General features: G+C 61.8%; 19 protein-coding genes. 10 read left to right on the top strand and 9 right to left on the bottom strand.

The window, feature by feature from the left end:
- Positions 1 to 173 precede the first annotated feature (173 nt).
- The 6 genes from lepA to pdxJ all read left to right on the top strand — a co-directional run bounded on the left by lepA (position 174) and on the right by pdxJ (position 6,217).
- A complete protein-coding gene (gene lepA / locus V3314_RS24700; RefSeq protein WP_025340425.1) occupies positions 174 to 1,973 on the top strand; it encodes a translation elongation factor 4 in 1,800 nt (599 codons plus the stop codon).
- 5 nt (positions 1,974 to 1,978) lie between these two features.
- Positions 1,979 to 2,833, top strand: coding sequence for a signal peptidase I (gene lepB / locus V3314_RS24695; RefSeq protein ID WP_046614787.1), 855 nt, complete (start codon positions 1,979 to 1,981; stop codon positions 2,831 to 2,833).
- Positions 2,834 to 2,994: 161 nt separating this feature from the next.
- Positions 2,995 to 3,684 (top strand): ribonuclease III, encoded by a 690-nt coding sequence (rnc, locus tag V3314_RS24690; RefSeq protein WP_003258487.1) that lies wholly within the window; start codon positions 2,995 to 2,997, stop codon positions 3,682 to 3,684.
- Entirely contained in the window at positions 3,677 to 4,579 is a 903-nt protein-coding gene (era, locus tag V3314_RS24685) for a GTPase Era (protein WP_015271595.1), read from the top strand. Before rnc ends, era begins: the two co-directional genes overlap by 8 nt.
- Before the next feature lie 170 nt (positions 4,580 to 4,749).
- The gene (gene recO, locus V3314_RS24680) at positions 4,750 to 5,433 is read left to right on the top strand and encodes a DNA repair protein RecO (RefSeq protein WP_108481306.1); all 684 of its coding nucleotides are present in this window, start codon (positions 4,750 to 4,752) and stop codon (positions 5,431 to 5,433) included.
- A 43-nt stretch (positions 5,434 to 5,476) separates the two neighbouring features.
- Positions 5,477 to 6,217 (top strand): pyridoxine 5'-phosphate synthase, encoded by a 741-nt coding sequence (pdxJ, locus tag V3314_RS24675; RefSeq protein ID WP_015271593.1) that lies wholly within the window; start codon positions 5,477 to 5,479, stop codon positions 6,215 to 6,217.
- A gap of 127 nt (positions 6,218 to 6,344) precedes the next feature.
- Here the strand turns inward: pdxJ and V3314_RS24670 are convergent, their stop codons facing one another.
- Together V3314_RS24670 and V3314_RS24665 are read right to left on the bottom strand one after the other, a co-directional pair.
- The gene (locus tag V3314_RS24670; RefSeq protein WP_196173693.1) at positions 6,345 to 7,727 is read right to left on the bottom strand and encodes a heavy metal sensor histidine kinase; all 1,383 of its coding nucleotides are present in this window, start codon (positions 7,725 to 7,727) and stop codon (positions 6,345 to 6,347) included.
- Positions 7,724 to 8,398 carry a heavy metal response regulator transcription factor gene (locus V3314_RS24665; protein WP_003258489.1) on the bottom strand — a complete coding sequence of 225 codons (675 nt, stop codon included), beginning with the start codon at positions 8,396 to 8,398 and terminating at the stop codon, positions 7,724 to 7,726. Before V3314_RS24665 ends, V3314_RS24670 begins: the two co-directional genes overlap by 4 nt.
- Positions 8,399 to 8,747: 349 nt before the next feature.
- On the opposite strand from V3314_RS24665, the gene V3314_RS24660 reads away from it, so the two are divergent.
- On the top strand, positions 8,748 to 8,951 hold the full coding sequence (locus V3314_RS24660) for a hypothetical protein (protein ID WP_108481787.1): 204 nt from the start codon (positions 8,748 to 8,750) through the stop codon (positions 8,949 to 8,951).
- Between the two features lie 68 nt (positions 8,952 to 9,019).
- On the opposite strand, the gene cmoB is transcribed toward V3314_RS24660, so the two are convergent.
- Positions 9,020 to 9,976: a tRNA 5-methoxyuridine(34)/uridine 5-oxyacetic acid(34) synthase CmoB gene (cmoB, locus tag V3314_RS24655; RefSeq protein WP_085601580.1), complete on the bottom strand. Its 957-nt coding sequence runs from the start codon at positions 9,974 to 9,976 to the stop codon at positions 9,020 to 9,022.
- Positions 9,973 to 10,716 carry a carboxy-S-adenosyl-L-methionine synthase CmoA gene (gene cmoA / locus V3314_RS24650; protein ID WP_196188293.1) on the bottom strand — a complete coding sequence of 248 codons (744 nt, stop codon included), beginning with the start codon at positions 10,714 to 10,716 and terminating at the stop codon, positions 9,973 to 9,975. The genes cmoB and cmoA overlap by 4 nt, the downstream gene beginning before the upstream one ends.
- 214 nt (positions 10,717 to 10,930) lie before the next feature.
- Between cmoA and V3314_RS24645 the strand changes: the two genes are divergently transcribed.
- Positions 10,931 to 12,121 (top strand): alpha-xenorhabdolysin family binary toxin subunit A, encoded by a 1,191-nt coding sequence (locus tag V3314_RS24645; protein ID WP_284385999.1) that lies wholly within the window; start codon positions 10,931 to 10,933, stop codon positions 12,119 to 12,121.
- Between the two features lies 1 nt (position 12,122).
- Complete coding sequence (locus tag V3314_RS24640; protein ID WP_085601577.1) at positions 12,123 to 13,058, top strand: alpha-xenorhabdolysin family binary toxin subunit B; 936 nt, start codon at positions 12,123 to 12,125, stop codon at positions 13,056 to 13,058.
- A 6-nt stretch (positions 13,059 to 13,064) separates the two neighbouring features.
- Here the strand turns inward: V3314_RS24640 and V3314_RS24635 are convergent, their stop codons facing one another.
- The 5 genes from V3314_RS24635 to V3314_RS24615 all read right to left on the bottom strand — a co-directional run bounded on the left by V3314_RS24635 (position 13,065) and on the right by V3314_RS24615 (position 22,423).
- Positions 13,065 to 13,454, bottom strand: coding sequence for a protease inhibitor I42 family protein (locus V3314_RS24635; RefSeq protein WP_338459749.1), 390 nt, complete (start codon positions 13,452 to 13,454; stop codon positions 13,065 to 13,067).
- Positions 13,455 to 13,624: 170 nt separating this feature from the next.
- Positions 13,625 to 16,045 carry an endopeptidase La gene (lon, locus tag V3314_RS24630; protein WP_338459748.1) on the bottom strand — a complete coding sequence of 807 codons (2,421 nt, stop codon included), beginning with the start codon at positions 16,043 to 16,045 and terminating at the stop codon, positions 13,625 to 13,627.
- Positions 16,046 to 16,282: 237 nt separating this feature from the next.
- Positions 16,283 to 18,694, bottom strand: coding sequence for a glucose/quinate/shikimate family membrane-bound PQQ-dependent dehydrogenase (locus V3314_RS24625; protein WP_046614777.1), 2,412 nt, complete (start codon positions 18,692 to 18,694; stop codon positions 16,283 to 16,285).
- Positions 18,695 to 18,723: 29 nt separating this feature from the next.
- Complete coding sequence (locus tag V3314_RS24620) at positions 18,724 to 20,058, bottom strand: carbohydrate porin (protein WP_338459746.1); 1,335 nt, start codon at positions 20,056 to 20,058, stop codon at positions 18,724 to 18,726.
- 319 nt (positions 20,059 to 20,377) lie between these two features.
- On the bottom strand, positions 20,378 to 22,423 hold the full coding sequence (locus V3314_RS24615; RefSeq protein ID WP_284386002.1) for a TonB-dependent receptor: 2,046 nt from the start codon (positions 22,421 to 22,423) through the stop codon (positions 20,378 to 20,380).
- A 164-nt stretch (positions 22,424 to 22,587) separates the two neighbouring features.
- Here V3314_RS24615 and V3314_RS24610 point away from each other — a divergent pair, with 164 nt between their 5' ends.
- The gene (locus V3314_RS24610; protein WP_003252112.1) at positions 22,588 to 22,809 is read left to right on the top strand and encodes a VF530 family protein; all 222 of its coding nucleotides are present in this window, start codon (positions 22,588 to 22,590) and stop codon (positions 22,807 to 22,809) included.
- Position 22,810: the final 1 nt, after the last annotated feature.

Here is a 22,810-nt window from a genome sequence, read left to right as displayed (position 1 = left end):
GCAAGGAAAAAAGGGCAGCTTCGGCTGCCCTTTTTCATGAAAGTTCACAATTGCGGGGGTGAATGCTGTGTACAGCCCGATAGAGGAATCTCCCATATCCCGGCAGCTTAAGGTACAATTCCCGGCTATTTTTCGGCGGGCGTCCGGCTCGCAGCCTTTTCGAGTGTTGACCCGTGAGTGATTTGAGTCATATCCGCAATTTCTCCATCATCGCCCACATCGACCATGGCAAGTCGACGCTGGCCGACCGTTTCATCCAGATGTGCGGTGGCCTGTCGGCACGCGAGATGGAAGCCCAGGTGCTCGATTCCATGGACCTGGAGCGTGAGCGCGGTATCACCATCAAGGCCCACAGCGTCACGCTCAATTACAAGGCGCAGGACGGCAAGGTCTACCAGCTGAACTTCATCGATACCCCCGGCCATGTCGACTTCACCTACGAAGTTTCGCGTTCGCTGGCGGCTTGTGAAGGTGCGCTGCTGGTGGTGGATGCCGGCCAGGGCGTCGAGGCCCAGTCCGTTGCCAACTGCTACACCGCCATCGAGCAGGGCCTTGAGGTCATGCCGGTACTGAACAAGATGGACCTGCCCCAGGCCGATCCGGATCGCGTCAAGGACGAGATCGAGAAGATCATCGGCATCGACGCCACCGACGCCGTGGCCTGCAGTGCCAAGAGCGGCATGGGCGTCGACGAGGTTCTCGAGCGCCTGGTACAGACCATCCCCGCGCCGGAAGGCGATATCGAGGCGCCGCTGCAGGCGCTGATCATCGACTCCTGGTTCGACAACTACCTGGGCGTGGTCTCTCTGGTGCGCGTGCGCCACGGCCGCGTCAAGAAAGGCGACAAGATCCTGGTCAAGTCCACCGGCAAGGTGCACCTGGTCGACAGCGTGGGCGTGTTCACCCCGAAACACACCCAGACTGCCGACCTGAAGGCCGGCGAAGTGGGCTTCATCATCGCCAGCATCAAGGACATCCACGGTGCCCCGGTCGGTGACACCCTGACCCTGTCCTCGACCCCTGAGGTCGAAGTGCTGCCAGGCTTCAAGAAAATCCAGCCGCAGGTCTACGCCGGACTGTTCCCGGTCAGCTCCGACGACTTCGAGGACTTCCGCGATGCGCTGCAGAAGCTGACCCTGAACGACTCGTCGCTGCAATACATGCCGGAAAGCTCCGACGCCCTGGGCTTCGGCTTCCGTTGCGGCTTCCTCGGCATGCTGCACATGGAGATCATCCAGGAGCGCCTGGAGCGCGAATACGACCTGGATCTGATCACTACGGCGCCAAGCGTGATCTACGAGCTGGAACTGAAAACCGGCGAGACCATCACCGTCGACAACCCGTCGAAGCTGCCAGATGTCTCGGCGGTCGCCGACTTCCGCGAGCCGATCGTCACCGCCACCATCCTGGTGCCGCAGGAACACCTGGGCAACGTCATCACCCTGTGCATCGAGAAGCGTGGCGTGCAGCGCGACATGCAGTTCCTCGGCAGCCAGGTGCAGGTGCGCTACGACCTGCCGATGAACGAAGTGGTGCTGGACTTCTTCGACCGCCTCAAGTCCACCAGCCGCGGCTATGCTTCGCTGGACTATCATTTCGATCGCTACCAGTCGGCCAACCTGGTCAAGCTGGATGTACTGATCAACGGCGACAAGGTCGATGCCTTGGCATTGATCGTGCACCGCGACAACGCGGCCTACAAAGGCCGTGCGTTGACCGAGAAGATGAAGGAACTGATCCCTCGGCAGATGTTCGACGTGGCGATCCAGGCAGCTATCGGCGGCCAGATCATCGCGCGGACAACCGTCAAGGCGCTCAGAAAGAACGTACTGGCCAAGTGCTACGGTGGTGACGTCAGCCGTAAGAAGAAACTGCTGGAGAAGCAGAAGGCCGGTAAGAAACGCATGAAACAGGTGGGCAACGTGGAGATTCCACAGGAAGCCTTCCTCGCCGTGCTCAGGTTGGATAGCTAGGTCCTATGTCGCTAAATTTCCCGCTGTTGCTAGTCATCGCCGTCTTCGTCTGCGGCCTGCTGGGCTTGATCGACCTGCTGTTCCTGGCCCCGCGCCGGCGTGCGGCAATCGCCAACTACCAGGGCAGCGTCAGCCAGCCCGAGATGGCGGTGGTCGAGCGCCTGGGCAAGGAACCGTTGCTGGTCGAGTATGGCAAGTCGTTCTTCCCGGTGCTGTTCATCGTGCTGGTGCTGCGTTCGTTTCTGGTCGAGCCGTTCCAGATCCCTTCGGGGTCGATGAAGCCGACCCTGGAAGTGGGCGACTTCATCCTTGTGAACAAGTTCTCGTACGGTATTCGCCTGCCGGTGATCGACAAGAAGGTCATCGAGGTGGGTGACCCGCAACGCGGTGATGTGATGGTGTTCCGCTACCCGAGCGACCCGAACGTCAACTACATCAAGCGTGTGGTCGGCCTGCCAGGCGATGTGGTGCGCTACACCAGCGACAAGCGGTTGTTCGTCAACGGCCAGCCGATTGCAGAACAATTGGTGGGCACCGAGCCGGGCACTCTGGGCAGCGCCCAGCTGTACAAGGAAAAGCTCGGCGAAGCCGAACACCTGATCCGCAAGGAAATGAGCCGTTACCGCATGCCGCCGGACCAGCAGTGGACCGTGCCGGCGGGCCATTACTTCATGATGGGCGACAACCGCGACAACTCCAACGACAGCCGTTACTGGGATGACCCTAACATCCCGAAGGAACTGCACGGCATGGTTCCGGACCGGAACATCGTCGGCAAGGCCTTCGCGGTGTGGATGAGCTGGCCTGAGCCCAAGCTCAGCCACCTGCCCAACCTGTCGCGGGTCGGTCTGATCCATTGATACCCATCGGCGCTGGCCAGCAGGCAGCGCCGAATGCATTTCTGACATAGGCTGTGTTCTCAGGGATCGGGAGATTCGCCGCACATCGCGGCGGGCCACAGCCAAACAGTCTTTCAGGATGTTGATTTGAACAACGCGTTGAACAACGAACGGGTGGCTGCATGAGTGCTCCCCTTGCCCGTCTGGAGCGAAAGCTCGGTTATACCTTCAAGAACCAGGACCAGATGCTCCTGGCACTGACCCATCGCAGTTACGCCGGGCGCAACAATGAGCGCCTGGAGTTTCTCGGTGATGCCATTCTCAACTTCGTCGCCGGCGAAGCGCTGTTCGAGCGCTTCCCGCAGGCCCGCGAAGGCCAGCTGTCGCGCTTGCGCGCGCGCCTGGTCAAGGGTGAGACCCTGGCCCGCCTGGCCCGTGGTTTCGATCTGGGCGATCACCTGCGCCTGGGTTCGGGTGAGCTCAAGAGCGGTGGCTTCCGCCGCGAGTCGATCCTGGCCGACGCCCTGGAGGCGCTGATTGGCGCCATCTACCTGGACGCCGACATGGAAACGGCCCGGGAGCGCGTGCTGGCCTGGCTGGCCGATGAGTTCGAAGGCCTGACCCTGGTCGATACCAACAAGGACCCGAAAACCCGCCTGCAGGAGTTCCTGCAGTCGCGCAGCTGTGAGCTGCCGCGTTACGAAGTGGTAGATATCCAGGGCGAACCGCACTGCCGGACCTTCTTCGTCGAATGCGAAGTAGTGCTGCTGAACAACAAGAGCCGTGGCCAGGGCGTTAGCCGGCGTATTGCCGAGCAAGTCGCCGCCGCGTCTGCACTGATCGCCTTGGGCGTGGAGAATGGCAATGACTGATAGCAACCCGACCCGCTGCGGCTACGTGGCCATTGTCGGCCGCCCGAACGTGGGCAAGTCGACCCTGCTCAACCACATCCTCGGCCAGAAGCTGGCGATCACCTCTCGCAAGCCGCAGACCACCCGCCACAACATGCTCGGCATCAAGACCGAGGGTGACGTGCAGGCGATTTACGTCGATACCCCCGGTATGCACAAGGCCAACGACAAGGCCTTGAACCGCTACATGAACCGCAATGCTTCGGCGGCCCTGAAGGACGTCGACGTGGTGATCTTCGTGGTCGACCGCACCAAATGGACCGACGAGGACCAACTGGTGCTGGAGCGCGTGCAGTACGTGACAGGCCCACTGATCATCGCGGTCAACAAGACCGACCGCATGGAAGAGAAGGCCGAATTGATCCCGCACCTGCAATGGCTGCAGGAACAGTTGCCGAACGCCGAAGTGATGCCTATTTCCGCGCAGCAGGGGCACAACCTGCAGGCGCTGGAAGCACAGATCGCCAAGCACCTGCCCGAGAACGAACACTTCTTTCCCGAAGACCAGATCACCGACCGCAGCAGCCGCTTCCTGGCTGCCGAACTGGTGCGCGAGAAGATCATGCGCCAGCTGGGTGCGGAATTGCCGTACCAGATCACCGTGGAAATCGAAGAATTCAAGCAGCAGGGCCATGTGCTGCACATCCATGCGCTGATCCTGGTCGAGCGCGACGGCCAGAAAAAGATCATCATTGGCGACAAGGGCGAGCGCATCAAGCGCATCGGCTCCGAGGCGCGCAAGGACATGGAGGTGCTGTTCGACTCCAAGGTCATGCTCAATCTGTGGGTCAAGGTGAAAGGCGGCTGGTCCGATGACGAGCGCGCCCTGCGTTCGCTGGGCTACGGCGACCTCTAAGCCTCGCACGGCCGGTCTCTGCAGGAGCGGCCTTGTGTCGCGACAGGGCCGCAAAGCGGCCCCGGATTTTCAGCTTCGCAGCATAAATTGCTGGGGCTGCTGCGCAGCCCTATCGCGACACAAGGCCGCTCCTACAAGGGCCAGTGCAACCCCTGGGGCACGTATTTTCCATGGAACAACCTGTCGGCCAGCCAGCCTACGTGCTGCACAGCCGTGCCTACAAAGAAACCAGTGCGCTGGTGGACTTCTTCACCCCGCAAGGGCGCATGCGCGCCGTGCTGCGCCGTGCGCGTGGCAAGGGTGGCAGCCTGGTGCGGCCGTTCGTGCCGCTGGAGCTGGAACTGCGTGGGCGTGGCGAGCTGAAGAATGTCGGTCGCATGGACAGTGCCGGCATCGCCGCCTGGCTGCATGGCGATGCCCTGTTCAGCGGGTTGTACCTCAACGAACTGCTCATGCGCCTGCTGCCAGCCGAAGCGCCTTTTCCGGCGCTGTTCGAACACTACACCCTGACCTTGCAAGCCTTGGCCGCCGGTCGCCCGCTGGAGCCGCTGCTGCGCTCCTTCGAATGGCGGCTGTTGGACGAGCTCGGTTATGCGTTTTCGTTGCACCACGACGTCAATGACCAGCCGATCGCGGCCGATGGCCTGTACCGCTTGCGAGTGGATGCCGGCCTGGAGCGGGTCGAGCTGGTGCAACCTGGGCTGTTCCGCGGCAGTGAACTGGCGGCCCTGGCCGAAGCCGACTGGGATGCCCCAGGTGCCTTGCTCGCTGCCAAGCGCCTGATGCGCCAGGCATTGGCGGTTCATCTGGGGGCAAAACCGCTGGTCAGCCGGGAACTGTTTCGCAAGCGCTGATCACGACGTATGCTGTGGGGCTAAATCTTCAGGAGAGCCTTTCGTGACTCACAGCAACCGCATGCTTCTCGGCGTAAACATCGACCACGTGGCGACCCTGCGCCAGGCTCGGGGCACGCGTTACCCTGATCCGGTCAAGGCTGCCCTGGATGCCGAGGAAGCAGGCGCCGATGGTATTACCGTGCACCTGCGTGAAGACCGCCGGCACATCCAGGAGCGTGACGTGGTTCTGCTCAAGGATGTACTGCAGACCCGCATGAACTTCGAGATGGGCGTCACCGAAGAGATGATGGCCTTTGCCGAGAAGATCCGCCCGGCGCATATCTGCCTGGTACCCGAAACACGTCAGGAACTGACCACCGAAGGCGGCCTGGACGTGGCGGGCCAGGAAGCACGGATCAAGGCTGCGGTTGAGCGCCTTTCGCGTACCGGTGCTGAAGTGTCGCTGTTCATCGATGCCGACGAGCGGCAGATCGAGGCATCGCGTCGCGTTGGCGCGCCTGCCATCGAGCTGCACACCGGGCGTTACGCCGATGCCGAGACCCCGACCGAAGTGGCCGAGGAACTCAAGCGTATCGTCGATGGCGTGGCGTTTGGCGTGGGGCAGGGGCTGATCGTCAATGCCGGCCACGGGCTGCATTACCACAACGTTGAGGCGGTGGCGGCAATCAAAGGCATCAATGAGCTGAACATCGGCCATGCGCTGGTGGCGCATGCGCTGTTCGTCGGCTTCAAGGCCGCAGTGGCCGAGATGAAGGCGCTGATCGTGGCGGCTTCGCGCTAACCGCTGGTCGCCTGTACCGGCCTCTTCGCGGGTAAACCCGCTCCCACAGGTACCCTACAGGCCTGAGGCGTGTGCGATCCCCTGTGGGAGCGGGTTTACCCGCGAAGAGGCCGGTACAGGCAGCCGATCAATCGGCAGGAAACACCAGGGTAAACCGAGTAGGTCCCAAGGGGCTGCTGCTGACCTCGACCCGCCCACCATGCAACTGCATGATCGATTTCACGATCGCCAGCCCCAACCCGGTCCCTCCCTCGAGCCGCGAGCGCCCCGAACCCACCCGGTAAAACCGTTCGAACAAGCGCGACTGGTGTTCTTCAGCAATACCAGGCCCCTGGTTTTCCACCGAAAGCCGAACTTCGCTGCCCATGCGCTCGATACGCAGTTCCACAGGATTGTCATCGGGGCAGTGCCGAATGGCATTGCTCAACAGGTTCGACAGTGCCCGCTGAAACATCAGCCGATCTCCCTGCGCCGTCCCCCAGCCATGCACACGTAACTCAACCCCTTTCAGCTCGGCACTGAACGCAAACAACTCGACAACCCGCGCCGTCTCGTCGGCCAATGCCATGGGCTTGAGCGCGACCTGGGCCTGGGGTTGGTCGACCTGGGCGAGGAACAGCATGTCATTGATGATGCGGTTGAGCCGGGTCAGTTCTTCGATGCTGTCTTCCAGCACTTCCCGGTAATTCGCGTTGTCCCGTTCGCGGGCCAGCGTCACTTGCGCCTTGCCCATCAGATTGCTCAACGGTGTACGCAGTTCATGGGCCAGATCATCGGAGAACTGTGACAGCTGTCTGACGCCCTGATCGAGGCGGTCGAGCATCACGTTGATGCTGCTGGCCAGCTCTGCCAGTTCCAGCGGCAGGCCGGTAGCGGGCAGGCGATGTTGCAGGTCCTGGGCCGACACTCGCCCGGCAATGCGCCGGAAGTGCCGCAGTGGCTTCAGGCCGCGCTGCATCAGCCACCAGGCACCGGCCCCGATCAGTAACAGCAGCAGCGGCAGCGCGAGCAAGGTGGAGTGCAGGTAGGCCTGCAGCAGGGCGTTGTCGTCGGCGCGGTTGAGCGACATCATTACCTTGACCGGGGTGTCGTCGCGCAGGCGCATCAGCCGGGTCACGGTGAGTATCTGGTTGCCATTGCTGTCGCGCCACGCATGAAAGGCCAGGCGGGCACCAGTGCGCAGCTCGCCTACCTGCGATTCCAGCGCTGGCCCCAGGCTGAGCAGGTGCGGGTGGCGGCCTTCGAGGGCCAGCACGCTGAGGCTGAGGTTATCGTGCCCCATCACCAGGTCGAGCAAGGGATGGGCGCGGCTGCCCAGATCTTCGCTACGCAGGTCGACGCGCAGGTTGTGCTCGACCTGCAGCATCTTGCGCGCCAGGTCCTTGCGTGCTCGGCTGTCCAGTTCGTGATCGAGGGCGAACACGGCAAGGCAGGCCAGCAGCAGCACCAGTGCGGCGCCCATCAGCGTCACGCTCAAACCCAGGCGCAGTGACAGGCTCGCGTTTTTCAAAAGCGTGCCTCGAGCACGTAGCCGACGCCACGCAGGGTATGGATCAGCTTGTTGTCGAACGGGTCGTCGATCTTTGCCCGCAGGCGCCGGATCGAAACCTCGACCACATTGGTGTCGCAGTCGAAGTTCATGTCCCACACCAGCGAGATGATCTGAGTGCGCGACAGCACCTCGCCGGTCTGGCGCATCAACAGGTGCAGCAGGGCGAATTCCTTGGCGGTGAGGTCGATACGCTGGCCGGCGCGGTAGGCGCGGTGGCGGCCGGGGTCCAGCTCCAGATCGGCGACGCGCAGAGTGCTGGGCTGCAATTGCTGGTCGTTACGGCGCAGCAGGCTGCGGATGCGGGCCAGCAGTTCCGGGAACTCGAAAGGTTTGAGCAGGTAATCGTCGGCACCCAGGTCCAGGCCCTTGACCCGGTCTGCCAGACGGCCGTGGGCGGTAAGCATCATGATGCGCGTGGCCGATTCAGCGCGTAGCCGCTGCAGCACGGTCCAGCCATCGAGTTCGGGCAGGTTGACGTCGAGGATGACCAGGTCGTACGGCTGCTGGCGTGCCAGGTGCAGGCCATCGGTGCCGGTGTGGGCGCAGTCGACCACGTAGCCGTTCTCGCGCAGGCCCTGTTGCAGGTAGTCGGCAGTACGCAGTTCGTCCTCGATGATCAGTAGGCGCATGGGTGGGCTCGGTGTGATGAAAGGGGACGATTCTCGACCCTGTAGTGGCATCAGGGTCAAGGCGCAGGATGTTACGGCATGAGTAAGGGCGTGCGGCGCAGATAACGGATTTGTAATGCTGCTGTTATCTGGCTGTCTGTTCGGGCCCTATCGCCGGCAAGCCAGCCCCCACAGGTACTGCATAGTTTTCAAAACCTGTGGTGATCCTGTGGGAGCTGGCTTGCCGGCGATAGGGCCCGAACAGGTAAAACAAGGCCACATTGCAAGACTGTAATCCCCGCCTCACCTTGCCGTTAGCCAGCCCTCGCTAGGATGGCGCTGTCTGATCGGTTATCACGAGGCAACCACGATGAACCTGACCAAATACCTGCTGTTGGCCACCCTTGCCCTGGGCAGCGCCAGTGTTTATGCCGAGGGCGGCGCGGAACGTTCGAAACAATTCTGGCAAGCGTTCCGCGAAGACCAGCAGCGCCTGCATGGCGACAAGCAACAGGCCGTTGCCGAGCGTGAGCGCAAAGCGCAGCAAAAGGCCCGCGAGTTGGCCAAGGATTGAGTGACAGCACCTGCGCCGTGACAGCTCCTCGGCGCAGGTGTATTCAGGCGCCCATCCGGGCGCCTTTTTTATTTGCGCGCCAGCAGGGTGGCGCGGCGAGGGGCCGGCAGGCCTTCGATGGTCTTGCTGTGGTCGTTCGGGTCAAGGAAGTCGCCCAGTGACTGGTAGCGCATCCACTCGGTGCTGCGCTGTTCCTCGACGCTGGTCACGCTTACGTCGACGCAACGCACCTCACTGAAACCGGCACGGCGCAACCAGCGTTCCAGTGCCGGCACCGACGGCAGGTACCAGACGTTGCGCATCTGTGCATAGCGGTCCTCAGGTACCAGCACCTGGTTTTCGTCACCCTCGATCACCAGGGTTTCCAGCACCAGTTCCCCGCCCTTGACCAGGCAGTCCTTGAGCGCCAGCAGGTGTTCGATGGGCGAGCGACGGTGATAGAACACCCCCATGGAAAACACCGTGTCGAAACCTTCGAGATTGGCCGGCAGGTCTTCCAGGGCGAAGGGCAGATGCCAGGCGGGTAGCTCTGGCAGGTATTGCTGGACGGCCTGGAACTGGCAAAAGAACAACCAGTTGGGATCGACGCCAATCACCATGTCGGCACCGGCACCGAGCATGCGCCACTGGTAGTAACCGTTGCCGCAGCCCACGTCGAGCACGCGCTTGCCCTTGAGATCCAGGTGCGGGCCGACCCGGGACCATTTCCAGTCCGAACGCCATTCGGTGTCCACATGCACGCCGAACAGGTCGAATGGCCCTTTGCGCCAAGGCGACAGGCCCATCAGTGCCTGGCGCATCTGCGCACGGGTGGCATCGTCGCAATCGCAGTCCAGGCGCAGCCCATTGACCAGGTCGATTTCGCTCGGTTGCAGGGCGGGCAGGGCTTCCAGCGCACCGCGCCAACGGTCGAGGTCACCGTGGCCCTTTTCCAGCTTGGCTTCCAGTTGCGCTTGCAGGCCTTGCGACCAGGAAGCCAGAGGCGTACCCGCCAGGCGGCGGACGAGGGGGGACAGATCGATCATGGGAGGGCAATCAAAGAGGCGAAGTTAAGACATTGGAACCAGGGCACCACCTTCGAGAAGCCGGCTGAGCGCAGGCGCGCCTGGTGGGCTTCGAGGGTGTCGGGCCTCATAACGTTCTCGATGGCGCTGCGCTTCTGGGCAATTTCCAGTTCGCTGTAGCCATTGGCACGTTTGAAGTCCAGGTGCAGCTCATTGAGCAGGTCCTGCTGTTCATGATCGGCGAAGCGCAGTTTTTCCGAGAGGATCAGCGCACCACCGGGCAACAGCGCCTGGCGAATACGGCTGAGCAGCTCCAGGCGCTGGTCGGGGGCGATGAATTGCAGGGTGAAGTTCATCGCCACCACCGAGGCGGGCTCGAAGGGCAGGGCCAGGATGTCGGCTTCCAGCACCTGCACCGGCAGCAGTTCCTGGAACATCGAGTCTTGGGCGGTGAGGTACTGGCGGCAACGCTCGACCATCGCCGTGGAGTTGTCCACGGCGATCACCCGGCAGCCGTCACTGCGCACATGGCGGCGCAGAGACTGGGTAACGGCACCCAGCGACGCACCCAGGTCGTACAGCGCGGTGTGCGGCTGGGCAAAGCGCGCGGCCAGCACGCCGAGGTTCTCGACGATGGTCGGGTAGCCCGGTACCGAGCGCTTGATCATGTCCGGGAACACACGCACCACATCCTCGTTGAAGACGAAGTCGGGCACTTGCTCCAGGGGCTGGGCGAAAAGGCGGTCGGGTTGTTTGCTCACGGTGGGCTCGATACAGGGTGAAACGGAGGCGCATTTTAGCCAAAGGCCACGCGTCTTGCCATGGCAATGCTTCAGGAGGGCCGGACGGTTACCCCAGACTAAAGCGAAGTTTCCCACATCGTTACTTTATCAAAGCGACAGTATCGAGACTGGAGAACAAACAAAATTCAAATGCATGAATTTGCATGCTGTTGTCAATATCTTGAGGTGAGTAATGGCTGTCGCAACTGACCAGGAAAAGTACACCGTAGATGAAATGGATCCACTTAGCAAAGTTAAAGTGCTGCCGAAGCGCTATTTCGAGTTCCTTGGAAGCCGATTGAGCAATGGTCAGCAAGCAGGCAGCTTGTTGACTGCGGAGAATCTGAAAGCAATAAAGAGGTATGCCAATGTGGTGAACCATTTGCCGCGTACCTTGGGCCAGGTCGAAAAGGAAGTTGATTATGCAGCCTTGAGGCTGGACGCTTCACTTGTGTATGAGCTTTATCGTGCGTTACACAGGCATATCGATGTATGGGACGAGCTCGAGCGAAGCATCAAGCAGCTGGGTCCGGAAATTGAACTGTTTGCCGAAAGCCTGGTACAGCGTGGCAGCACACTATTGAACAATTTGGAAAACAGTGATGTGTTTCTAGCGATCAAGAGCTCCAGGGCCGAACAGGGTGACGACGTATATACCACGGCGTTGAGTGAAGATGAGCAGGCACAGCTAAGCAGAGTACTGGCACCTGGTATTACCGAATTGGTAAGGGAGATCGAAGGCACTCGGCGCCGGATCGAAGAAGTCGATACCCGCGCCAATTGGTTCAATGGTGAAATCAAACGCGAGATCAAGCCTCGCCTGGGGCGCTTGATCACGCATTTCGACGAAAAGGCCTCCAGTGAAGTCGTCATGCAAAAGCGGCAGCAACTCGATGAATGGGATGAAAAGATCGATCAGCTGGCGTCCGATTATTCTGCCAACGTGGGCTATGCATTCACCGGGCTTTTGTTCGGACCGATTGGTGTAGCCGTGACCGGAGGCGTTTTCGGTTCCAAAGCCGAAAGCATTCGGGCAGAAAAGAATGCGCTGATCGAGAAGCGTGATGAGCTGGCGAAAGAAATGGCCAAACTCTTGCCGGCCCTTCAGGACTTCGAGCGTATCTCAACCTTGGTCAGGGACCTGCAGTTCAGGTGCAAGGACCTGTCATCGGCAACCCGGCGTCTGGCGGACCTCTGGTTGTTCATGGCCTCATACGCCAATAACTCGGTAAACGAAGCAAAAGAGTTGAAGGACATAATGCAGCTGGAGGCGTTCGTTCATGATTTTTCGGAAGTCATCAGACCTTGGGGGAAAATAGGGAGCATCTGCCACACCTTGTCTGAACTGTTTGATGAACTCGTTGAAGAGTATGAGGATGCCTGACATGGACGTAGTAGATATCAAAGCCGCTGTGCCCGACTTCGTACGCATGCAGCAAGTGCAAGATCAGATATTCAGCCTTGAAGACGCATGGGGCATGAAAGTGCTCCCGCGGGCGCGTGAGCAACTTGGTGAGTTACGAGTGCTGTTGCTGGCAGTCGAGCGTTCTTTCAAGGAAAGCCTGATAGGCGCTATCGTGTTGCTGGAGGATCGGCAGTTTGTTTCAAGCCAACCAGGTGCTGAGACCCACCACAGGTTGGCAACTGTTCTGAACCGTCTGAGTCAGCTTCACTCGGTATTGGTCAGGCAAAATCAGCGTCTGGAACTCTTCTCGTTAGCCGCCTTGATCGAGGCATTGCCAGAACTGGAAAGCCGTGTCGACCTGCATAGGCAGCAAGTAGTGGCGTTCGATGAGCGTTTGGCTCAATTGCGGCAAAAACAGGCGGATATTGTTGCGGCTCTAGAGGTATTGGAAAAGCCTTCTGTTGCCAGTGCCTTGAAGGGGTTGATACCGAACGATGACGAGATTGACCAGATAATCGGCCTGATTACGGATCCGAAAATCGATACGAGTGTGCTCAAGGCGGCAACGAAAAAGCTGCACAAGCATGCTGATGTGCTGGAAGGTGTCAAGACATTCAGTGACTTGAGTAACGCCCGCAGCCGGCTTGATGCAAGAATCGAGGGGGCACTGAATGACCGGCGGCATGTTCAGCATACCTTGGAAAGCGCCCTGGATGAGCGCGATGCTGTCAAGGCATTGGCCGGGGTCGAGCCACTGAAGAATGAGTGGCTGCAAGAGCTTCGCAAGTTGGAGCTGCAGTGGCAGGCTCAAGCTGCAAAGCTCGACCCGACGATGGCTTTGCCGGATGGCACGGCCGCGTTGCAAGATCTCTGCGAGTACCTGAAAGTGGTTCAGATGGCATATGACCGCAGCTGATTGCACTTAACGGACGATAACTTTGCATTCAAAGGTCTGCACCGGGGCGACGTCTTTGGCCCAGGGTTGCTGGTAAAGCAGCAGCAACTGGGATGTGCCGACACTGCTGGCCTTGTAGCGCCAGGTAGAGGCACCAGCGCTGCCGACCATGTCTTCCTCGGGGGCGTTGTACACCTCCGGGCCGAGGCTTTTCAGCACGTTCGAGGCGGGGTTCTCGACGCGCCAGCGGTAGCCGGTGGATGGATTGCTGGGCAAGCTCAGGGTCAGCACCTGGCCAACCTGCAGGCGTGTCGGGCATTCGCTTTCGGCGTCCAGTTCGACGGGTTGCGTAGGCTGTTGGGCGCAGGCGGAAATCAGGGCGAAGCTCAGGGGAACGAGCAGACGAGGGGCGGTCATGTTGGCTCCGGAGGCTGACGATGGCCTGAGGATAACCGATGATCGAGGAGATTTGTGTTGCCTGTGCCGGCCTCTTCGCGGGCTTGCCCGCTCCCACAGGTATTGCACAGTACTTGAAAACTGTGATTTCCCTGTGGGAGCGGGCAAGCCCGCGAAGGGGCCGGAGCAGCTCAGAACAGGACTTTGGCCACGTCGGCGAAGCGCTTGGCGAAATGCACGGTCAGGCCTTCGCGCAGGTAGTCCGGCAGTTCTTCATAGTCCCCACGGTTGGGCTCCGGCAGGATCAACTCGAAGATCTTCTGCCGGCGCGCCGCAATCACCTTCTCACGCACACCGCCAATCGGCAGTACCTGCCCGGTCAGGGTCAGCTCGCCGGTCATGGCCACGCCCTTCTTCGGCGCCTGGTCTCGGGCCAGCGACAGCAGGGCGCTGGCCATGGTGATACCGGCACTCGGGCCGTCCTTGGGCGTGGCGCCTTCGGGCACGTGCAAATGAATGAACGCTTCGTTGAAGAAACCTGGGTCACCACCAAACTGCTTGAGGTTGGAACTGACGTAGCTATAAGCGATTTCGGCCGACTCTTTCATCACATCACCCAGCTTGCCGGTCAGCTTGAAGCCGCGGTTGAGGGTGTGGATGCGGGTGGCTTCGATCGGCAGCGTGGCGCCGCCCATGCTGGTCCAGGCCAGGCCTGTGATCACGCCTTTGCCGGCCAGCACCTGCTCGCTGCGGAACACGGGCATGCCTAGCGCGGTTTCAAGGTCCTTGGCGCCTATCTTCAGTTTGGCTTCGGGGCTCTCCAGCAGCTTGACCACGGCCTTGCGCACCAGCTTGCCCAGTTGTTTCTCCAGCTGGCGCACTCCGGCTTCGCGCGCGTAGCCTTCGATTACCGCGCGCAGGGCACTGTCGCTGATGCCGAGGCTGGTCTTGGCCACGCCGGCCTTTTCCAGCTGCTTGGGCCACAGGTGGCGCTTGGCGATGGCCAATTTCTCTTCGGTGATGTAGCCGGACAGACGAATCACTTCCATGCGGTCGAGCAATGGCCCGGGGATAGAGTCCAGGGTGTTGGCGGTGCACACGAACAATACCTTGGACAAGTCCAGGCGCAGGTCGAGGTAGTGGTCGAGGAAGTCGACGTTCTGCTCCGGGTCGAGGGTTTCCAGCAGTGCTGAAGCAGGGTCGCCCTGGTAGCTCTGGCCCATCTTGTCGATCTCGTCGAGCATGATCACCGGGTTCATCACTTCGACGTCCTTCAGTGCCTGCACCAGCTTGCCGGGTTGGGCGCCGATGTAAGTGCGGCGGTGGCCCTTGATTTCGGCCTCGTCACGCATGCCGCCGACACTGAAGCGGTAGAACGGCCGGCCGAGCGATTCGGCGATGGATTTGCCGATGCTGGTCTTGCCTACCCCGGGCGGGCCCACCAACAGCACGATCGAGCCGCTGATCTCGCCTTTCCAGGCGCCCACGGCGAGGAATTCGAGTATGCGTTCCTTGATGTCGTCGAGGCCGGCGTGGTGCTGGTCGAGGACCTTGCGCGCGTGCTTGAGGTCGAGCTTGTCCTTGCCGTAAACGCCCCAGGGCAGGGCGGTGGCCCAGTCCAGGTAGTTGCGGGTGACGGCGTATTCGGGCGAGCCGGTTTCGAGAATGGCCAGCTTGCCCATTTCTTCGTCGATGCGCTTGCGCGCCTGGTCCGGCAGGGTCTTGCCTTCGAGGCGCTGCTCGAACTGCTCGAGGTCGGCGCTGCGGTCGTCCTTGGTCAGGCCCAGCTCCTGCTGGATGACCTTGAGCTGTTCCTTGAGGAAGAACTCGCGCTGGTGCTCGCCGATCTGCCGGTTGACCTCGGCCGAGATCTCGTTCTGCAGGCGCGCGACCTCGACTTCCTTGCGCAGCATCGGCAGGACCTTTTCCATGCGCTTTAGCATGGGGACGCAGTCGAGCACTTCCTGCAACTGGTTGCCGGTGGCCGAGGTGAGTGCGGCGGCGAAGTCGGTGAGTGGCGACGGGTCGTTGGGGCTGAAGCGGTTGAGATAGTTCTTCAGCTCTTCGCTGTACAGCGGGTTGAGTGGCAGCAGTTCCTTGATCGCGTTGATCAGTGCCATGCCGTATGCCTTGACCTCGTCGGTCGGCTCGGCGGGCTGGCGCGGGTACTCGACCTCGACGAGGTACGGCGGGCGGTGGTGCTTGAGCCAGGTACGGATGCGTACCCGGGTCAGACCTTGGGCGACGAACTGCAGTTTGCCGTTTTCGCGGCTGGCGTGGTGCACCTTCACCAGCGTGCCGTACTGCGGCAGCGCAGAGGTATCGAAGTGGCGGTGGTCCTCTGGCGGGGTATCCATGAAGAACAGGGCCAGGCTGTGGTCTGGCGACTTGGCCACCAGGTCGAGGGTTTCTGCCCAAGGTTCTTCATTGACGATGACCGGCAGCACCTGGGCCGGGAAGAATGGACGGTTGTGGATCGGTATCACGTAGACCTTGTCCGGCAGTTGCTGGCCGGGCAGGGCGAGGGCGTGGCCGGTTTCGGCCTGGGGAGTGGTGTGTTCGACTTCGCTGTGTTCGTCGGGATGTTCCGGGAAATCCTGCTGGTCGCTCATGGGGCACCTGCGTGAATGACTATGGTGCTTAGATGGGGCGCGGGGGGATGGGTTTCAATGGTAGATGATGGCAGGAGGGAAGGGGATCTTTGGTGGCCTGTTCCGGCCCTATCGCCGGCAAGCCAGCTCCCACTGGTGACCCACTGCTTTCAAGGCTAGTGAAGTACCTGAGGGAGCTGGCTTGCCGGCGATGAGGCAAGTACAGCGGGTGAGCCCCGCTGGCGGGGCTCGGCAGCTTTACTCAGCCAGTTTGTAGGCGATGATGTAGTCGCCCATCCTGGTGCCCAGCGAGCCATGCCCGCCGGCAGTCACCAGCACGTACTGCTTGCCATCCTTGCCGGTGTAGGTCATCGGCGTGGCCTGGCCACCCGCAGGCAGGCGGGCTTTCCAGAGTTCCTTGCCGTTGTTCACATCATAGGCACGCAGGTACTGGTCCAGGGTGCCGCTGAGGAAGCCGACGCCACCAGCGGTGACGATCGAACCGCCCATGCTCGGTACGCCAACCGGCAGGCCGATCGGCACCGGGGTGCTGTCGCGGGTGGTGCCGTTCTTGTGCTTCCACACCACCTTGTTGGTGAACAGGTCGATGGCGGCGACATAGCCCCAGGCCGGGGCCTGGCACGGGACGCCCAGTGGCGACATGAACGGGTGCATGGTCACCGCGTACGGCGCGCCGGTATTCGGCTGCACGCCGCTGGTCTCGCTTTCGCGCTTGCTGCCCTCGGCCACCTGCTCACGCGGGATCATCTTCGACACGAAGGCCATGTAATTTGGCGAGGTGAACAGCAATTGGCGCACCGGGTCGACCGACACGCTACCCCAGTTGAACACACCGACGTTGCCGGGGTAGACCAGCGACCCTTGCTCGGACGGCGGAGTGTATTGGCCTTCGTAACGCAGTTCGCGGAACTGGATGCGGCACAGCATCTGGTCGAATGGCGTGGCGCCCCACATGGCCTGCTCGGTCAGCTCAGGGCCGAGCAGGTTGAGGTCGGAGCGGGCCTGGGTCGGCGAGGTGTGGTCGCCCTTCACCGCACCTTGAGGGGTGGGGATCTCGCGGATCGGCACGATCGGCGTACCGTCGCGGCGGTCGAGCACGTACAGGCTGCCTTGCTTGGTCGGCACGATGATTGCCGGCTTCACGCCATCGTCGGTCTTCAGATGGACCAGGGTCGGCTGGCTGCCGACGTCCATGTCCCACAGGTCGTGGTGGGTGAACTGGTAGTTCCAGCGAGCCTTGCCGGTGGCCAGGTCGAGTGCGACCACGCCGGCGCTGTACTTCTCGGCGCCCGGCGTGCGGTCGGCGCCCCACTGGTCCGGGGTCTGGTTGCCCAGTGGCAGGTAGATCATGCCGAGGTCTTCATCGACGCTGGCGATAGACCACATGTTGGCCGAGTTGCGGCTGTACATCTTGCCGGGAGCCAGTGGCTTGGTGTCGTCCGGGTTGTTGCTGTCCCAGTTCCACACCAGGTGGCCATCGTGCACATCGTACGCACGGATCACGCCGGATGGCTCGTTGGTCGACTCGTTATCGGTGACATGGCCACCGATGATCACCAGGTCACGGGTGATCGCGGCTGGCGAGGTGGAGTAGTAGCCACCAGCGGTGAACGGGCCGATGCCGGTAGTAAGGTCGATCACGCCCTGGTTGGCGAAGCCTTCGCAGACCTTGCCGTTATCGGCATTGATGGCGATCAGGCGGGCGTCCGCAGTCGGCAGGTAGAGACGACGAGGGCAGGCCTGGGCCACGGCCTGGCCGGCGTCGGTGATCTTCGGTGCCGGGCTGCCGTCGCGGCTGACGTAGCGGTTTTCGTCGTAGTACGAAACGCCGCGGCAAGTCATGTGGGCAAAGCCTTTGAAGGTGCCGACCGGGCTCTTGACCTGCGGGTCGTAGCGCCAGATTTCCGCGCCGGTGTCCGGGTCCAGGGCCAGCAAGCGGCTGTGCGCAGTGCAGGCATAGAGCATGCCGTTGACCTTAAGCGGGGTGTTCTGGTTGGTCAGCTCCACCGGGTCGTTTTCGGTCGGCAGGTCACCGGTACGGATGCGCCATGCCTCTTCCAGGCGGTAGGCGTTCTGCGGGGTGATCTGGCGCAATGGCGAATAGCGGTCGCCGTGCTCGGTGCGGCCGTAGGCTTGCCATTCACCGTCGGGCATGGCCGGGGCAGCGCTGGCCATTTCGCTGCTGTCGCGGCCCAGTTCGCCGAACACTTCACCGGGGTGGGTGAACTGGCTGCCCAGGGCGCAGGCGCCCGAAGCGACCACTGCAACGCCGAGCAGCGCAGTGTTGGCCTTGCTGGCCGGGCCGATCAGTGGACGACGCGCCCAGGGCAGCAGCAGGACCACGCCGATGGCAAACCAGATGGCCAGGCGTGGCACCAATTGCCACCAATCCAGGCCCACTTCGAGCAGGGCCCACACGGTGCTGCCCAGCAGTACCAGGCCGTACAGGCCCAGGGCGAGGCGGCGCTGAGCCAGCAGCAGGATGCCCGACAGGGCAAAGCCGATACCGGCGATCAGGTAGTACAGCGATCCGCCCAGCTGGCTCAGCTTGATGCCGCCGGCCAGCAGGGCCAGGCCCATCAGCAACAGCAGCGCGCCGATCAGGCGCGGTAGCCAGCGGCTTCCATTGTTGGCACCTTCAGTGCTCATCGTAGGTTCTCCGTCAGGTCAAAAAGGGGTTAGAAACTGCTCTGGATCTTCAAGCCGCCGATCAGGGCGCCATCGACCTGCGACACCCCGCCCGGGTGGCGGATGTACTGCAGGTTGGGGCGGACCGTGAGCCAGTCGGCCAGGTGAATGCCGTAGTACAGCTCGGTGCTGTATTCGGTGTCCTGCACCGGCAGGAAGCCTGGATTGTCATAGTCGTCGGTGCCAATGGCCTGGTTGGCCAGGCGCGCGTTCTTGCGATAGGCAGGGTTGACGTGCACACGGGCCAGGGCGAAGCCGATGTCGTCCTTGGCGCGGGCGTCGAAGGGCCCTTTGTATACCAGTCCTGCCTGCACATAGTTGTCGATGGCATTGGTCTTCTTGTCGTGCATCGTGGCGTTGGCGAACAGGCTCAGGCCACGCGACTGGTCGGACGCCAGCGAAGTCACCTGCTGCTGGGCGCCGAGCCACAAGCCGTGCTTGCTCGAACTGCTGCGGTAGGCGGCGCCGCTGAGCGCTGCGGGCTGGCCGTTGCTGTCCTTGAGAACATCCTGTGCCTTGGCATTACTGTAGTAGTAGCCGGCGCGATATTCCCCTTTCAGACCATTGACCTGTGGGCTCCATACCAGTTCTATCGGCATTACCGCGCCTTGGGTGCCGCTGCCGCTGAGCTTGAAGCCGTTGCCTGACTCCAGGTTGGAGGGGTTCTGCTCGAACACGCCGACCTGGGCGTACAGCGCATTGCTGAGGTTGTAGCGCACGCGCAGGGCCCACTGGCTGACCGGCCAGTTGTACCAGATGCCGCCTACCCAGTTGCCTACCTGCGAACCGCAGAAGGCCAGGTTCTGGAAGTCGCAGGGGAAGCTGTTGAAGTCCTCGCCTTCGCCGAAACGGCCGAATTTCACATCCAGTGCGCCATCGAAGTACTTCTGCTTGATCCACATCTGCGTCAGCCGCCAGGTTTCGCCACGGCCCCATACCTCCTGGGCCGAGGTGAAGCCGCCGACACGCGGGTCGTTGATGCGGTCGTTGCTGATGTTGTCGCCGTGACGCTCGGTGATGGTCAGCTGGAATTCGGTGTCGTGCCAGCCAAGGATCTTCTCCAGGTCCAGGTGGCTGCCGAAGGTGAACTGGTCGCTGTAGCGCGCTGTGCGGTCGTGGTCGAAGCCACCATGCAGGTTGCTGCCCATCTCGCCGGTGTAGCCGAGGGTGAAGTCGTAGCCTTTTTCCAGCAGTTCGCTGCGGGTGCCACCCCAGTCGCCGAGCATCCACGGGGATCCTTTGACGAACATTTCGCTGGCGTCAGAGGGGGCCGCCAGGGCGCTGAGTGCAAGGCCGATGTAACAGGTTTTGGGCAGTTGGAACATGAGATAGCGCTATCTTTTGATTATTGAATAAACGGCAAGCGCATCGAAGGGCGGGCCCTTCAATGGATATGGCAACAAGATGGTTTCGATGAAGCGATTCAGCTTGCGGCGGGGAGGATATAGGGGAAGTTGTAAGAAAAAAAGACAAATTGTCGCAGTGGATTGTTGTTCGACAGGTAACAATTGGCTGCAGAGGGGCTGCTTTGCAGCCCAATCGCCGGCAAGCCAGCTCCCACAGGATCGCGTTGCAGGTGAGGCAGAAGCAATACCGGTGGGAGCTGGCTTGCCGGCGAAAGGGGCGCGAAGCGCCCCCGCAATTTCAGAAAGTGGTACGCAGCCCCACTTCCACACTGCGTCCCGGCGCTGGGGCGATATCGCGCAGGATCGAACTGGCATAGCGCACGGTCTGGTCAGTCAGGTTCTCGCCGCGCACAAACGCCAGCCATTGGCTCTGGCCAACTTCGAAGCGGTAGCCAACGCTGGCCCCCAGCGTGGTGTAGCCATCGGTACTGGTTTCGTTGGCCGGTTTGCGATGCTGCGACGCAGCGTGCTGCACATCGACCCGCGCCTGCCAGCGGTCCAGTTCCCAGACCAGGCCGCTGTTCAGGCGCAGTGGGGCGATGCGTGGCAGCGGCTCGCCACTGTCGAGGTTCTTCGCCCGGGTGTAGTCACCGGAGAGCTCGAGGGCAAAGCTACCATAACGGTTCTCGGCCAGTTGCCAGCGGTCCTGGGCCTCGATGCCATAGAAGCGCGCACGCACGCCCTGGTACTGGTATTCCGGGAAACCGTCATGGTCGTGATCGTGGTCATGGTCGTCTTCGTCATGGTCGTGGTCATGCCCCTCGCGAATGTTGCCGGTGCCGATCAGGCCGATGTAGTTGCGGAAGTGACTGTAGAACACCCCGACACTGCCCTTGTGGGTGCCGTTGTCGAAACGCAGGGCCAGGTCTGCGGAAATGGCTTTTTCCTTGTTCAGGCTGGCATCGCCAACCTCGAAGGCTCCAGTGGCCACGTGGGCACCATTGGCATACAGCTCGTAGAAGGTCGGGGCGCGCTCGGTGTAGCCGAGGTTGGCGGCCAGCGACCAGATCGGGTCGAGCTGGTACACCGCCCCGGAAGACAGGCTGAAGGCATTGAAGCTGCTGGCGCTGTCAGCGTCGGCGAAGTTTTCGTTGCCTTTGGCATCCGGGTCGACCCGGGTGTGTTCCATGCGTGCGCCCAGGCTCAGGTTCAGGCGCTCGGTGGCTTGCCACTGCTCCAGCATGAACAGCGCCAGGCTGTCGGTGTCGGTGTGCGGGACGAAGGCTTCCTCGCCCAAGGCGGAGAACTCGTTGCGGCTGACCTGAGCGCCGATCACGCCTTCTACCGGCCCGAGCGGTTGGTGGCGGGCTTCGATACGTGCCTCATAGCCCTTGTTCCTGAAGGTGGTGTGAACCTCGCCTTCTTCGATTTCGCGGTGCTCGTAGTCGGTGTAACCGGCATCGACCTTGACCGAAGTGAACGGGCCGTCCAGGTCACGCAGCTCGGAGGCGAAGGCGTAGTGGTCCTGCTTCATGTCCAGGCGCACACCCGGCTCGGCCACCGAGCCATAGTTGCTGTCGTAACGGCTATACGACAGGCCGGCGTAACCGTGGTCCCAATGGTAGGCACCACCCACGGCGCCACCGTCCTGGCGGCCGTCGCTGTTTTCCAGGCGGTGCTTGCTACCGGGTTCGTCGGCGTCGCGCACCTTGGAACTGCGCGCGTAACCGGGGATGCGCAGGTCGTTGAACTGGCGGCTGTTGGCATCCAGGTGCAGGGCGAAGGTACCGTTGCCGGCCTCCAGCTTGCCTGCGCTGCTGCGGGTGGTATCGGCGCCGCCGTAGCGCAGTTCACCGGCACCTTGAATGCCCTCGATGGGAGCATCCGGGATTCGATTGTCGAAGGTATTGACCACGCCGCCGATGGCGTTGCCGCCGTAGAGCAGGGCAGCCGGGCCACGGACGATCTCGACGCGGTCAACGGTCACCGGGTCCAGCGGCACGGCGTGGTCGTAGGACAGCGATGAAGCATCCAGGGCGCCGACGCCATTGCGCAGGATGCGAATGCGGTCGCCATCCAGGCCACGAATTACCGGGCGACTGGCGCCTGGGCCGAACCAGGTGGAGGCGACGCCGGGCTGCTTGTTCAGGGTTTCACCAAGGCTGCCGTGCTGCTGTTGCAGCAGGTTGTCGCCTTCGAGCACGGTACTGGGGGCGGCCAGTTGGCTGTTGCCCAAAGGGTTGGCGGTGATGACCTGGGGATCGAGTTCCACGGCGTGGCTGGGTGATGCGGCCAGCCACAGCGCGATGGCGAGGGGAGAGAGGCGAAGCGGTGTGTACAGCATGGGGATGGGGCGTTCCTTGGCAGATGTTTTTCTATTGTTACAATATAACATCTCTATTTCAGCACAGAGTTTTTGCGCCTGGCCAGCGGTTTTTCTGTCGACTCACCTGATCCAACCACCACTACACTCGTGTAAGGTGCGCATCTTTCATACGGAGCACTGGCATGAGCACGGCCCAACACAATGCGCTGCACGGCAAGACCCTCGAACAGATCCTCACCGAGCTGGTGGCGCACTACCAATGGCAGGGCCTGGCCGAGCGCATCGATGTGCGCTGCTTCAAGAGCAACCCGACCATCAAGTCGAGCCTGACCTTCCTGCGCAAGACGCCGTGGGCACGGGAAAAGGTCGAGCAGCTGTACGTGAAGCTGCAGCGCCAGGCCTGAC

The sequence above is a fragment of the Pseudomonas sp. TE3-3-F2023 genome, assembly GCF_036784815.1.
GTDB lineage: Bacteria > Pseudomonadota > Gammaproteobacteria > Pseudomonadales > Pseudomonadaceae > Aquipseudomonas > Aquipseudomonas pudica.
Note: the sequence above shows the minus strand (reverse complement) of the source record. Positions and strands in the feature narration are given on the sequence as shown.